The following is a 12266-nucleotide window of genomic DNA, read 5'->3' as shown; positions in this document are numbered from 1 at the left end:
TCGGCCTTGCCGCTGGCCTCCGGCTTCCCGTCGCCGTCGCCGTCGTCGACCGTGATCGTCGGCGCCTTCGGCGCGGTTGTGTCGTCGCCGTCTCCATCGCCGTCGCCATCTCCGTCGCCGTCCCCGTCGCCATCCCCGTCGCCGTCGCCATCTCCGTCACCGTCACCGCCGCCGTTTCCGTCGCCGTCACCGTCACCGCCGCCGTCACCGTCGCCATCTCCGTCGCCGTCGCCATCCCCGTCGCCGTCGCCATCTCCGTCACCGTCACCGCCGCCGTTTCCGTCGCCGCCGCCATCGTCGCCACCAAAAATTTTGCCGTTCCCGTTGCCGGCACCATGGGACCCACCGTCGGAGTTGTCGTCACTGGCCACAGCAACCCCGATACTGGCCAGCCCGGCGGCGGCAAGGGGCAGAAGACCCAGCGCACCTAATCCTCCGCCAGCGCCGGCAGCAGCGACTCCGGCGTAGGCCGGCACGAGGCAACCACTGCCGCTGCCGTCGTCCGTGAGCGTCACATGAACCTGGCTGGGCGACTCGCTGCCGGAGCTCGAACGAGCGGCACCATCACCCGCGGACGGATGTGCGGTGTTGCCATAGGAAACATCGACGTCGAGAAGCCAGAGCGCCGGGGTCCCGTCTCCCTGTTCATCGAAATAGCCCTTCAGGTAAACGCGCTCTCCGGTGTTCAGGACGATGACGAGGTCGTCGCCGTCCCGCTCGTAGCAGGCGATCTGGTTGGCCGTGAGATTCAATTCGACCCGTGAGGCATGGTCCACGTTCACCGCGGAAGCGTTGCCGCTTAAGCGCATTGTGGTGGCGTTCGTCGCGTTCGTATCGAGAATCTTCGCTTCTACGTTCATCGTGATCTTCCTTTTATTCCCGCGCCATCGGCTGGTCTTCTGCGCTGCGTCCGCTCATGCGGTCTGTCATCGTAAAACAGCGCGCTTCTGCCGCAGACGAGAGAGAGGAGCAAATGGAGTTTTACTACTATGGATAAATAAATATTTTAGTTTTTCATATTAACAGTATGAATTAGTAACTAGATACAGATCGTAATTACTTTAAAAATTCTATGCTATATCATTATTATATGTTACGAGCCATTGGACCAGCGCGTGCAGGAGTTGGCTCGTGCCCAGCGCCGCCCCTCGGCAAGCCCGGCCTGGCAGCGTACTCATATGGCCGGTCCCCACGCCGTGCTATAGGATCGCGGCATGCAGACGCCGCACGCGAAGGGGCGCGCAGGCGGTATGAAGTTTAGGGAGATGGTGCATGCCCGCGAGTAAGAAAGGCAGCGAAGGCAAGAGCGAGCGCGAGAAGCGGCTGGCGGCCGAGCTCAGGGCCAATCTGGCCAGGCGCAAGGCGCAGGCACGCTCGCGCCAGACCGGAGACGTCGACAGGCGCGACGAAGGGATACCGCCCGCCGGGCGGGAGCGGCGCGACTGAAGGAGCTGGTAGAGCGAGGCGCATCCGCTTGAACCGGCAGCAGCCTTGTTCTAGGACAATCGAACCTGCGACACCAAGGCCGGGCAGGGCCCGGGGAAAAGAGATCATGGACCGCATACGCATTCGCGGAGGCAGCGCGCTCAACGGCACGATTCCGGTCTCCGGCGCCAAGAACGCGGCGCTGCCGCTGATGATCGCCTCGCTCCTGACGGACGATACGCTGACGCTCGAAAACGTGCCGCACCTGGCCGATGTCGAGCAGCTTATCCGCATCCTCGGCAATCACGGCGTGGACTATTCGGTCAACGGCCGGCGCGAGAACCAGGACAAGGGCTATTCGCGCACGATCCACTTCACCGCGCGCTCGATCGTCGACACCACCGCACCCTACGACCTGGTTTCCAAGATGCGGGCGAGCTTCTGGGTCATCGGCCCGCTTCTTGCGCGCATGGGAGAGGCGCGGGTCTCTCTGCCCGGCGGCTGCGCCATCGGCACGCGTCCGGTCGACCTGTTCATCGACGGCCTGAGGGCGCTCGGCGCGCAGATCGACATCGAAGGCGGCTATGCGGTCGCCAGGACGAAGAACGGGCTCAAGGGCGCGCATCACCGTTTTCCGAAGGTCTCCGTCGGCGCCACGCATGTGCTCATGATGGCGGCAGCGCTCGCCGACGGCACCACGGTGCTGGAAAACGCCGCGCGCGAGCCCGAGGTGGTGAACCTGGCCGACTGCCTCAATGCCATGGGTGCGAAGATCTCCGGCGCCGGCACGCCGACCATCGCCATCGACGGCGTGTCCTCGCTCTCGGGCGCCCGGCACCGCATCATCCCCGACCGCATCGAGACGGGCACCTACGCGCTGGCCGTGGCCATGACGGGCGGCGACGTGCTTCTGGAGGGCGCGCGCGCGGACCTTCTGGAATCGGCGCTCTCCGTCATCGAGCAGACGGGAACCGAGATCACCCGCACCAACTCCGGGATCCGGGTCAGGCGCAACGGGGCCGGCATCGCGTCGGTGGATGTGGAAACGCAGCCCTTTCCCGGCTTTCCCACCGACCTGCAGGCGCAGTTCATGGCGCTGATGACCATGGCCAAGGGCCGCTCACGGATCACCGAGACCATCTTCGAGAACCGCTTCATGCACGTGCAGGAATTAGCACGCCTCGGCGCGCGCATATCGCTCGAGGGTCAGACGGCGATCGTCGAAGGCGTGGAGCGCCTCAAGGCAGCGCCGGTGATGGCCACGGACCTGCGCGCCTCCGTCTCGCTCGTCATCGCCGGGCTGGCGGCGGAGGGCGAAACGCAGGTCAATCGCGTCTACCACCTCGATCGCGGCTTCGAGCGGTTGGAGGAGAAACTCTCCGGCTGCGGCGCGGAGATCGAGCGCATTTCCGGTTGAATTCGCGGTGATGACGCGGAAAGCTTCCCACGGGCCCTCATCAGGCGGCACGAAATGCGAGTCAAGGAAATGGACCTTCTGAAGCTGGTCGCGCTCGACGAGGAAGACCTGCAGATTCTGTCTGCGCATGTCCAGGACGCCGTGATGAAGGTCGGCGACCTGACGCTGCTGAAGCGGGAGAAGCGCTTCGTCCTGCCGTTGCGGCGCTTCGCCTGGGAGAAGGAAAAGCGCGGTCTTTTCCGGAAAGGGCCGCACGAGCGGCGCCTGAGCATGCTGCATTTCGACCGGGTGCTGTCGGTCCACTCGACCGGCATCGACCGGCAGAAGCCGGAGGACGTACTGTCGCTGCTGGCCATTCATTTCGTGCCGGGCGAAGCGCCGGCGGGCACGGTGAAACTCATCTTCTCCGGTGGGGCCGTCCTCTCCCTGGATGTAGAATGCATCGAGGCGCGGCTGGCCGACACGGAAGCGGCCTGGCAGACACCGGCGCGTCCGCGCCACGGCGTTTGAGGGAAATGCGATGACCACCAGGCTTTCCACCGCGGACGCCGATTTCGAGGCCCGCTTCTCGGCCTTTCTTTCCACCAAGCGCGAGGCCTCGCAGGAAGTCGACGAGACGGTGCGCGACATCATCGCCCGCGTGCGGGTGGAGGGTGACGCGGCCGTGGCCGACTACACGCTGCGCTTCGACCGCTTCGACGTGGAAAAGGCCGGCATGCGTGTCTCGCGCCGGGAAATCGAGGCGGCCTATGGCGAAACCGACGCGGACACGGTCTCCGCGCTCAGGCTTGCCCGCGAACGCATCGAGGCGCACCACGGCCGGCAGATGCCCGCCGATTTGCGCTACACGGACCCGCTGGGGGTCGAACTCGGCTGGCGCTGGACACCGGTTGCGGCAGTCGGGCTCTACGTCCCGGGCGGGCTGGCGAGCTATCCAAGCTCGGTTTTGATGAACGCCGTTCCCGCGCGAGTGGCCGGCGTGGAGCAGATCGCCATGGTGGTGCCGGCGCCCGACGGCACGCTGAACCCGCTCGTGCTGGTGGCCGCCGACATCGCCGGCGTCGGCGAAATCTTCCGCATCGGCGGTGCGCAGGCGATCGCCGCGCTCGCCTACGGTACAGAAACGGTGCCGGCGGTGGACAAGATCGTCGGTCCCGGCAACGCCTATGTGGCGGCGGCCAAGCGCCAGGTCTTCGGCCAGGTCGGCATCGACATGATCGCCGGACCGTCGGAAGTTCTGGTGGTGGCCGACAGCGGCAACGACCCCGACTGGATCGCCGCCGACCTCCTGGCCCAGGCCGAGCACGACACGGCGGCGCAGTCGATCCTGCTGACCGATGCCCCGGCCTTCGCCGATGCGGTGGAGGCGGCGGTCGAGCGGCAGTTGAAGACGTTGTCGCGCGGCGAGATCGCCTCGGCCAGCTGGCGCGACTTCGGCGCGACGATCCTGGTCGAGAGCCTGGAGGAAGCGCCGAGGCTCATCGACCGCATCGCGCCGGAGCATCTGGAGCTTGCGACGGCGGAGGCCGAAAGCCTTCTTGCCCGCATCCGCAACGCCGGCGCCGTCTTCCTCGGCGCACACACGCCGGAGGTGATCGGCGACTATGTCGGCGGCTCGAACCACGTGCTGCCGACGGCGCGCTCGGCGCGCTTCTCCTCCGGGCTTTCGGTGACGGACTTCCTCAAGCGCATGTCCATTCTGCGGCTGGATACGGAGCAGCTGCGGGAACTGGGACCGGCAGCAGTTAGGCTTGCCGAGGCGGAGGGCCTGGAGGCGCACGGCCGGTCTGTTTCGATACGGTTGAACATGTAGGGGCGGCATGGCCGATCGAACCTCCGGCAAGGGTTGCCTGGTCGATGTCGAGCTCGACGAGACCGTCGGCCGCGCCACGCCGGACATCGAACACGAGCGCGCCGTCGCCATTTTCGACCTGGTGGAGGAAAACAGCTTCCAGCCGGTGGGCGACGAGGCGGGCGGGCCGTACCGGCTGAAGATATCGCTCGTCGATTCCCGCCTCGTGCTCAACGTGACACGCGAGAGCGGCGAAGCCGTTGTCACGCACATCCTGTCGCTCACGCCCTTCCGGCGCATCGTCAAGGACTATTTCCTGATCTGCGAGAGCTATTACGAGGCGATCCGCTCTGCCTCGCCGAGCCAGATCGAGGCGATCGACATGGGCCGGCGCGGCCTCCACAACGAAGGATCGCAGACGCTGATGGACCGAATGGCGGGCAAGATCGAGGTCGATTTCGACACCGCGCGGCGCCTGTTCACTCTCGTGTGCGTGCTGCATTGGCGGGGGTGACGGCGATGTCCGACCGCACCTTTTGGCGGGACCCGTGAGCACGGAGCCGCACAAACTGAACGGCGAGCGTACCGGGCCCGGCTCGGTGCTGTTTCTGTGCGGCCGCAACGCCATCCGCTCGCCCATGGCCGAACTGCTGGCCCGCCAAGTTCTTCCCGGATCGGTTTTCGTCGCCTCGGCCGGCGTGCGCGCCGGGGTGCGTGATCCCTTCGTCGACGCGGTGCTGGCCGAAAGCGGGCTGTCGCTCGGCGAGCGGCAGCCGCGCACGCTGGAAGACCTGGAGGACACCTATTTCGATCTGATCGTCACCCTGGCGCCGGAGGCACACCACCGGGCACTGGAACTGACGCGCACCATGGCGGTTGACGTGGAGTATTGGCCGACGCTCGATCCTTCCGTGGTGGAGGGGACGCGCGAACAGATCCTGTCGGCCTACCGCGACGTCCGCGACGGATTGGCCCGGCAGATCGCCGGTCGTTTCGGCGCGCAGAGGGCGGCGCAGAACGTGCCTTGAACAAGCTTGCATACCAGCGGGCGAATGGGATAGGTTCCGCGCCAATCCCAACCAGTCGTGGGTCTCCTTGCGCGTTCACGAGAAGATCCGGGCGCGGTTGGCCGTAGCTGTCATGAAGAAGGTATCGGATGCCGAAGGAAGAGGTTCTGGAATTTCCAGGCGTGGTCACGGAGTTGCTGCCCAACGCCATGTTTCGCGTCAAGCTGGAAAACGAGCACGAAATCATCGCACACACGGCGGGCCGGATGCGCAAGAACCGCATCCGCGTGCTGACCGGTGACAAGGTGCTGGTGGAGATGACGCCCTACGACCTGACGAAGGGTCGTATCACCTACCGTTTCAAATAGCCGGCTGAAGCCGCCGCCGCGACGGGAAGGGCGATGAGCGCACTCAAGAAACTCGTTCTTGCCTCCGGCTCTCCACGGCGTGTGGCGCTTCTGCAGCAGGCAGGCATCGAGCCCGACCGGCTTATCCCCGCCGAGATCGACGAGACACCGCAGAAGGCCGAGCACCCGCGCTCGCTCGCCAAGCGGCTTTCACGGGCCAAGGCGGAGAAGGCGCTCGAGCGGCTGAAGAAGGACGGCCAGGCGGAGGAGTCGTTCGTGCTGGCCGCCGACACGGTGGTCGCCGTGGGCCGGCGTATCCTGCCGAAGGCGGAATATGCGGACGAGGCATCGAACTGCCTGCGCCTCTTGTCGGGCCGTGCGCACCGGGTCTATACCGGCATCTGCCTTTTCACCCCGGCGGGCAAGCTGCGCCATCGGCTTGTGGAGACGCGCGTGCGGTTCAAACGCCTTTCGCGCGAGGAGCTGGAAAGCTATCTCGCCTCGGGCGAATGGCGCGGCAAGGCGGGCGGCTATGCCATCCAGGGCCTGGCCGGCACCTTCGTCGTCAAGCTTGTCGGCTCCTATTCCAACGTGGTGGGGCTGCCGCTTTACGAGACCGTCAGCCTCTTGACCGCCGACGGCTACAAGGTGCATTTCAACTGGCTCGCAGGAAACAGCGTCTGAGCGATGCCGAGCGACACTCCCGAAAAGGTCACGCCACTCAGGCCCAGAAGGCCATGCCCGGAGTGCGGCAAGCCGTCCGCGCGCGAGTTCTATCCGTTCTGCTCCAAGCGTTGCAAGGATATCGACCTCAATCGGTGGCTTTCGGGCACCTATGTCATCCCGGGCCGACCGGATGATGAAGAAGACGAGCCGCCAGTGCAATAATCAGGCGACTTGTATTTGGTCTGTATTTTTTCATAAACTTCAGATTCGTATCTATAACTATCATATTTTTATGAAACGAATGCCCTCTCCTTGTGGAATATTGGCGATCAGCCTTGCCTTCGCCGCATTCAGCCCCCACCCGAACCCGGTTCAATTTGCAGAGAGGGATTTCAAATGCGTTCCAAGCTGATTGCCGCCGCGTCGGTTCTCGCCCTGCTTGCCGTGGCAGGTTGCGGTTCCGAGGATGAAAGCGCATCCGAGGCCACGGAGAACCAACAGGAGCAGACCGCGCCTGGGGCCGCTGATGAAGGCGCGGAAGAGGTGGAAGCCGAGGCGCTGAACGAGAGCGCCGAAACCGACGAGCCGGCCGCCGAAAGCGCCGGAGAATCCGACACGGCCGGCGCTGCAGACGAGGACACGACAGAGGCGGAATCGGGCTCGGCTACCGACGAGGTCACGGATACGGCAACTGAGGCGCAGGAGGAGACCGGCACGTCGGAGGATGCGGCCGGTTCCCTTCTGGACAACGCCAAGCAGGAGGCCGGCGATACGCTGGACTCGGTCAAGGATGCGATCCACGACGCGACCGGCGGCGCCACCGATACCGAGGGGAACTCGGTGAATTCGGCGATCGATTCGGCAAAGGACGCAGTCGGCGAACAGCTCGATTCGCTCGGGGACAAGCTCCAGGAGGTCACCGGCGGCGACACCGAGCCGGCTGCGGCGGACGCAGAGGCCAATGCCGATGCGGATTCCACGGCAGGTGCCGACACGGCGGAGGGCTCCGCGGCCGATGCCGATGCGGTCGAGGAAGACACGGCCCAGTGATGCTGATCGGCGATGGAGCGGGCCTATAATTCAGGCCCGCTCAAGCCACCTTCGGCAGCAGCCTCTTCAGGTCGAAATCGGGATCGCGCACCTGTTCCCTGGCAACCGGCACACCTGCCGCGATCAACCGGCGTGCCAGCATGTGCTCACCGGGATTGTTGACCGTTTCGACGGCGCGAAGCGCCTCGCCCTTGTAGCGGTAGATGGAAAATCTGCCGCTCGCCGGATCGCCGCGCGGAATGTCCTCGTCGGCGTCCGTCGCGAGACCGGCGATCTGCAGGCGCGCCGTGCCTTGCGTCGACCAGAACCAGGGAACGCTGTCATAAGGGTGCGGCGCACCGGTTAGCCGCGCCGCCACGCACTTTGCCTGGTCGAGCGCGTTCTGGACCGATTCCAGCCGGACGCGCCCCGTCGCGAACCGGCTGGGATGCGCCGCGCAGTCGCCGATGGCGGAGATAGCGGGGTCGCTGGTGAGAAGCAGCTCGTCCACCACGATACCGTCGTCCACCACCAGGCCCGCAGCGCGGGCGAGCGCGTCGTCGGGCACAACGCCGGCGGCAAGCAGCACCGCATCCGCCTCGACGACCCCGCCGTCGGACAGCCGCACCGTAGAGCCTTGCGCGCCGTGAGCGATCTCCGTCACCGGCGCCTCGAAGCGGAACGCGACGCCCGACCGTTCGTGAAAATCGCGGAAGAACCGCGACATCTGCCTGGACACGACGCGCCCCATCAGGCGCGCCGTCGCTTCCACCACGGTGACCGCCACGTCCTTCTCGCGCAGGAAGCTGGCGATCTCGAGTCCGATGAAACCGCCACCGATGATGCAGACATGGCCGAATCGGGGCAAGCGGTCGAGCAGCCGCCGGGCGTGGTCGAGCCCGCGCAGTTCCAGCACGTCCGGATGATCGAGGCCCGGAACGGGCAAGCGGCGGTTGGTGGCCCCGGTCGCCAGAACCAGATGATCGTAGGAAAGCGCCTCGCCGCCCTGCAGGATCAGCCGGTGCTCTTCGCGGTCGATGCGCTCTGCGCGCGCGCCGAGCCGCAGGTCGATCCGCTTCTCCGTGAAGAAGGACGGCGCCCGCAGGAACACGCCGGTCGAGGTGCTGCCGCCGCTCTTCAGAAAATCCTTGGACAGAGGCGGACGCTGGTAAGGTTCGTGCTCCTCCTCGCCGACGATGGTCACCTGTCCCTCGAAGCCGCGCTGTCTGAGCGCCGTCGCGGTTTCAAGACCGGCCTGCCCCGCGCCGACGATCACAATCCGCTTCTCAGTCATCCTGTCCTCGACAATCGCCCGAACGTGCATTACGGCACGAGCGCATGCAATGCGGCTTCAGCGCCCGCCTTCCGCGTTCCACTTCGTCCAGGAAGGACGGGAAGATCAATCCCTTTGTTCGGGAACGGCGCGCCGGCTGTGGTGATGTCGCGTTGACCAACGCAAGGGGGCGGTCCATCTTCTCCCGGCTCCGGGCGCTTAGAGAACACGGAAACAATGGCTTTGGCATGAAGGTGGACTTGATTGCGGTGCTGGTCGCGGTCTTCGAAGGTTCGCCTTCCGTGCTGACCATCCAGACGGGCAGCGCGCTGCCCTCCGGTCCCTTCGCGCTCGAACACCGCTCCTTGCAGGCGGGGCTGCGCGACTGGGTGGAGAAGCAGACCGGGCACCCGGTCGGCTATATCGAACAGCTCTACACCTTCGCCGACCGCGACCGCTTCGACGAGGAAAGCGACGAGCGGGTGATCTCGATCAGCTATCTCGGGCTCACGCGCGCGGAGCAGCCGCTTTTTTCGAGCGGCTGGAGAAGCTGGTATCACTACTTTCCCTGGGAGGATCACCGCGACGGCCCGCCCGCCGTTCTCACGGACACCATCCTGCCGCGGCTTGCGGCATGGATCGCGGCCGCACCCGGCAAGGCGGACAAAGATGCGCGGCGCCAGCGCGTGGCCGTCGCCTTCGGCACGGAAGGCAGGGAATGGAACGAGGAACTGGTGCTGCAGCGCTACGAATTGCTTTTCGGAGCCGGGCTGGTGAAGGAGGCCACGCGCAAGCACCCGGCTTCTTCCGATCAGGAACTCGTTCCCGGCAGGGCCATGGATGCCGACCACCGCCGCATCCTCGCCACCGGCATTGCCCGCCTGCGCACCAAGATCAAGTACCGCCCGGTCGTCTTCGAACTGATGCCGGAGTCATTCACTCTCCTGCATCTCCAGCGGACCGTCGAGGCCCTGGCCGGCCGGCTGGTGCACAAGCAGAATTTCCGCCGCCTCATCGAGCAGCAGGAGTTGGTGGAGGAGACCGGCGAGACCGCCACCGACACCGGCGGGCGGCCGGCCAAGCTGTTCCGGTTCCGTCACGCCATCCTGGCCGAGCGTACGGCCGCAGGAACACGGTTGCCGCTTTCACGGACTTGACGACCCCTTATGCTCAATGTAAGCATATCATAGATATGCTCAAACTAAGCATAAGCGAGGATCCCATGCTCGACATGCCCAGCCGCACCGCAGCGCTCTACGACCGCGTGCGCAAGGTCGTCCCTCCCATGGAATGGGCGGCGTTCTCGGCGGATATCGACGCCATTCTCGACCTCAAGGAGAAGCGTGACGCGGTCATCCTCGCCCACAACTATCAGACGCCGGAGATCTTCCACTGCGTGGCGGACATCGTGGGCGACAGCCTGGCCCTCGCGCGCAAGGCGGTGGAAGCGGAAGCCGAGGTGATCGTTCTTGCCGGCGTGCATTTCATGGCCGAAACGGCAAAGCTCCTCAATCCGGAGAAGACGGTGCTGATCCCCGACACGGGCGCCGGCTGCTCGCTGGCCGATTCGATCACCGCCGAGGACGTGCGGCTTATGCGGGCGCGCTATCCGGGCGTGCCGGTCGTCACCTATGTGAACACCTCGGCCGCCGTGAAAGCGGAGTCCGACATCTGTTGTACGTCGGGCAATGCGCGCCAGATAGTCGAGTCGCTCGGCGTGCCGCGCGTCATCATGCTGCCGGACGAATATCTGGCGCAGAATATCGCCGCCGAGACGGACGTCGAGATCATCGCCTGGAAAGGGCATTGCGAGGTGCATGAGCGCTTCACCCCCGCAGATATCCGCGAACTGCGCGAAGCGCACCCCGGCGTAAGCGTTCTGGCCCATCCCGAATGCCCGCCGGAGGTGGTCGCCGAGGCCGATTTCGCCGGCTCCACGGCAGCCATGTCGGACTATGTGGGCCAGGCGAAGCCGCAGCGCGTGGTGCTGATGACCGAGTGCTCCATGAGCGACAACGTGGCGGTACACCATCCCGAGGTCGAATTCATCCGCCCGTGCAATTTGTGCCCGCACATGAAGCGGATCACGCTCGGCAATATCCGCACTGCGCTGGAGGAAAACCGTTACGTGGTGGAAATCGACCCGCAGGTCGCCGGCCGCGCCCGGCAAGCCGTCGAGCGCATGCTCGCCATATGACACCTGACCTCCGAGCGCTCGAAGGCCGGCCCGTCATCATCGGGGCAGGGCTGGCGGGGCTGATGACGGCGCTCGAGCTTGCGCCGGAACCCGTCGTGCTCTTGTCCAAGGCACCGCTTGGGCAGGAATCGTCGAGCATGCTCGCCCAGGGCGGCATCGCGGCAAGCCTCAGCGATGATGACAGTCCGGCGCTGCACTATGCCGACACGATGAAGGCCGGCGACGGGCTCAATGACCCCGAGGTCGTCCGCCATGTCGTCACGGCGGCGCCCGCGGCAATCGAGAGCCTGATGCACCATGGCGTGCGCTTCGACTGCGGCAGTGACGGAGCACCGCTCCTCGGCCTGGAAGCCGCCCATAGCAGGCGGCGGATTCTGCACGCCGGCGGTGACGGGTCCGGCCGGGAAATCGTGCGCGCGCTCGTGGAAGCGGTCCGGCGGACGCCATCGGTCACCGTACTGGAAGGCGTGGAGGCGCGCCGGCTCACCACAGAGGACAGCCGCGTGACGGGGCTCGTGCTCGCCCGCGGAACCGAGATCGCCTTCCTTGCCACCGGCCGGGTGGTGATCGCCACCGGCGGCATCGGCGGGCTCTTCCTTGACGCCACGACGCCGCAGGGCTCCTTCGGGCACGGGCTGGCGCTCGCCGCCCGTGCGGGCGCCGAACTCGCCGATCTCGAATTCATCCAGTTTCACCCGACCGCGCTCGATGCACCCGACCGGCCGATGCGGCTCATCAGCGAAGCCGTGCGCGGCGACGGCGCGGTACTAATCGACGAGACGGGTCGGCGCTTTCTACAGAATGTAGACGGTGCCGAACTGGCGCCGCGCGACATCGTCGCCCGCGCCGTCTGGAACCATCTCGCCGGGGGCCATCGCGTCTTTCTGGACGCACGAAGACGGCCGGGCGCGGCCTTCGCCACCCGCTTTCCCAGCATCGACGCGCTCTGCAAGGCCGCCGGATTCGATCCCGCCTTGGAGCCGATCCCCGTGCGGCCGGCGGTGCACTACCACATGGGCGGCATCGCCGTGGACCTTCACGGCCGCAGCACGCTCGAAGGGCTCTGGGCCTGCGGCGAGGCCGCCTGCACCGGCCTGCACGGTGCCAACCGGC

At 65.9% G+C, this 12266-nt stretch carries 15 protein-coding genes; 13 read left to right on the top strand and 2 right to left on the bottom strand.

Annotated elements, in window-relative coordinates; genetic code table 11:
* Positions 1-860, bottom strand: an 860-nt coding sequence (locus ACFP9U_RS16260) for a BapA prefix-like domain-containing protein (RefSeq protein ID WP_378623005.1), incomplete at its 3' end; no start/stop codon positions are given.
* Between the two features lie 412 nt (positions 861-1272).
* Between ACFP9U_RS16260 and ACFP9U_RS16255 the strand changes: the two genes are divergently transcribed.
* From ACFP9U_RS16255 to ACFP9U_RS16210, 10 genes are all read left to right on the top strand, one after another.
* Positions 1273-1446, top strand: a complete 174-nt coding sequence (locus ACFP9U_RS16255) for a hypothetical protein (protein ID WP_378623002.1) — start codon at positions 1273-1275, stop codon at positions 1444-1446.
* Between the two features lie 106 nt (positions 1447-1552).
* On the top strand, positions 1553-2842 hold the full coding sequence (gene murA, locus ACFP9U_RS16250; RefSeq protein ID WP_378623000.1) for a UDP-N-acetylglucosamine 1-carboxyvinyltransferase: 1290 nt from the start codon (positions 1553-1555) through the stop codon (positions 2840-2842).
* A gap of 69 nt (positions 2843-2911) precedes the next feature.
* Entirely contained in the window at positions 2912-3352 is a 441-nt protein-coding gene (locus ACFP9U_RS16245) for a DUF2948 family protein (RefSeq protein WP_378623010.1), read from the top strand.
* A gap of 10 nt (positions 3353-3362) precedes the next feature.
* Positions 3363-4655, top strand: a complete 1293-nt coding sequence (gene hisD / locus ACFP9U_RS16240) for a histidinol dehydrogenase (RefSeq protein ID WP_378622998.1) — start codon at positions 3363-3365, stop codon at positions 4653-4655.
* Between the two features lie 7 nt (positions 4656-4662).
* The gene (locus tag ACFP9U_RS16235; RefSeq protein WP_378622997.1) at positions 4663-5148 is read left to right on the top strand and encodes a UPF0262 family protein; all 486 of its coding nucleotides are present in this window, start codon (positions 4663-4665) and stop codon (positions 5146-5148) included.
* A gap of 34 nt (positions 5149-5182) precedes the next feature.
* Positions 5183-5662 (top strand): low molecular weight phosphatase family protein, encoded by a 480-nt coding sequence (locus ACFP9U_RS16230; RefSeq protein ID WP_378622995.1) that lies wholly within the window; start codon positions 5183-5185, stop codon positions 5660-5662.
* 128 nt (positions 5663-5790) lie between these two features.
* Entirely contained in the window at positions 5791-6009 is a 219-nt protein-coding gene (gene infA, locus ACFP9U_RS16225) for a translation initiation factor IF-1 (RefSeq protein ID WP_006200926.1), read from the top strand.
* A gap of 33 nt (positions 6010-6042) precedes the next feature.
* Entirely contained in the window at positions 6043-6672 is a 630-nt protein-coding gene (locus ACFP9U_RS16220; protein WP_378622992.1) for a Maf-like protein, read from the top strand.
* A gap of 3 nt (positions 6673-6675) precedes the next feature.
* A complete protein-coding gene (gene yacG / locus ACFP9U_RS16215) occupies positions 6676-6876 on the top strand; it encodes a DNA gyrase inhibitor YacG (protein WP_378622989.1) in 201 nt (66 codons plus the stop codon).
* Positions 6877-7050: 174 nt separating this feature from the next.
* Complete coding sequence (locus ACFP9U_RS16210) at positions 7051-7704, top strand: hypothetical protein (RefSeq protein WP_378622988.1); 654 nt, start codon at positions 7051-7053, stop codon at positions 7702-7704.
* A gap of 40 nt (positions 7705-7744) precedes the next feature.
* Here the strand turns inward: ACFP9U_RS16210 and ACFP9U_RS16205 are convergent, their stop codons facing one another.
* Positions 7745-8977: an NAD(P)/FAD-dependent oxidoreductase gene (locus ACFP9U_RS16205; protein WP_378622986.1), complete on the bottom strand. Its 1233-nt coding sequence runs from the start codon at positions 8975-8977 to the stop codon at positions 7745-7747.
* A gap of 227 nt (positions 8978-9204) precedes the next feature.
* On the opposite strand from ACFP9U_RS16205, the gene ACFP9U_RS16200 reads away from it, so the two are divergent.
* The 3 genes from ACFP9U_RS16200 to ACFP9U_RS16190 all read left to right on the top strand — a co-directional run.
* Complete coding sequence (locus ACFP9U_RS16200; protein ID WP_378622985.1) at positions 9205-10113, top strand: NUDIX hydrolase; 909 nt, start codon at positions 9205-9207, stop codon at positions 10111-10113.
* A 65-nt stretch (positions 10114-10178) separates the two neighbouring features.
* Positions 10179-11153 carry a quinolinate synthase NadA gene (gene nadA / locus ACFP9U_RS16195; RefSeq protein WP_378622982.1) on the top strand — a complete coding sequence of 325 codons (975 nt, stop codon included), beginning with the start codon at positions 10179-10181 and terminating at the stop codon, positions 11151-11153.
* A partial coding sequence (locus ACFP9U_RS16190) for an L-aspartate oxidase (RefSeq protein ID WP_378622981.1) occupies positions 11150-12266 on the top strand: 1117 nt, incomplete at its 3' end. The genes nadA and ACFP9U_RS16190, both read left to right, overlap by 4 nt.

Source organism: Nitratireductor sp. GCM10026969 (assembly GCF_042660605.1).
Classification (GTDB): Bacteria; Pseudomonadota; Alphaproteobacteria; order Rhizobiales; family Rhizobiaceae; genus Chelativorans.
This window is presented reverse-complemented; position numbering and strand designations above follow the sequence as displayed.

Coding starts and splice junctions, on each gene's coding strand:
- ACFP9U_RS16255 (WP_378623002.1), top strand. CDS start 1,273: ATGCCCGCGAGTAAGAAAGGCAGCGAAGGCAAGAGCGAGCGCGAGAAG.
- murA (WP_378623000.1), top strand. CDS start 1,553: ATGGACCGCATACGCATTCGCGGAGGCAGCGCGCTCAACGGCACGATT.
- ACFP9U_RS16245 (WP_378623010.1), top strand. CDS start 2,912: ATGGACCTTCTGAAGCTGGTCGCGCTCGACGAGGAAGACCTGCAGATT.
- hisD (WP_378622998.1), top strand. CDS start 3,363: ATGACCACCAGGCTTTCCACCGCGGACGCCGATTTCGAGGCCCGCTTC.
- ACFP9U_RS16235 (WP_378622997.1), top strand. CDS start 4,663: ATGGCCGATCGAACCTCCGGCAAGGGTTGCCTGGTCGATGTCGAGCTC.
- infA (WP_006200926.1), top strand. CDS start 5,791: ATGCCGAAGGAAGAGGTTCTGGAATTTCCAGGCGTGGTCACGGAGTTG.
- ACFP9U_RS16220 (WP_378622992.1), top strand. CDS start 6,043: ATGAGCGCACTCAAGAAACTCGTTCTTGCCTCCGGCTCTCCACGGCGT.
- yacG (WP_378622989.1), top strand. CDS start 6,676: ATGCCGAGCGACACTCCCGAAAAGGTCACGCCACTCAGGCCCAGAAGG.
- ACFP9U_RS16210 (WP_378622988.1), top strand. CDS start 7,051: ATGCGTTCCAAGCTGATTGCCGCCGCGTCGGTTCTCGCCCTGCTTGCC.
- ACFP9U_RS16205 (WP_378622986.1), bottom strand. CDS start 8,977: ATGACTGAGAAGCGGATTGTGATCGTCGGCGCGGGGCAGGCCGGTCTT.
- ACFP9U_RS16200 (WP_378622985.1), top strand. CDS start 9,205: ATGAAGGTGGACTTGATTGCGGTGCTGGTCGCGGTCTTCGAAGGTTCG.
- nadA (WP_378622982.1), top strand. CDS start 10,179: ATGCTCGACATGCCCAGCCGCACCGCAGCGCTCTACGACCGCGTGCGC.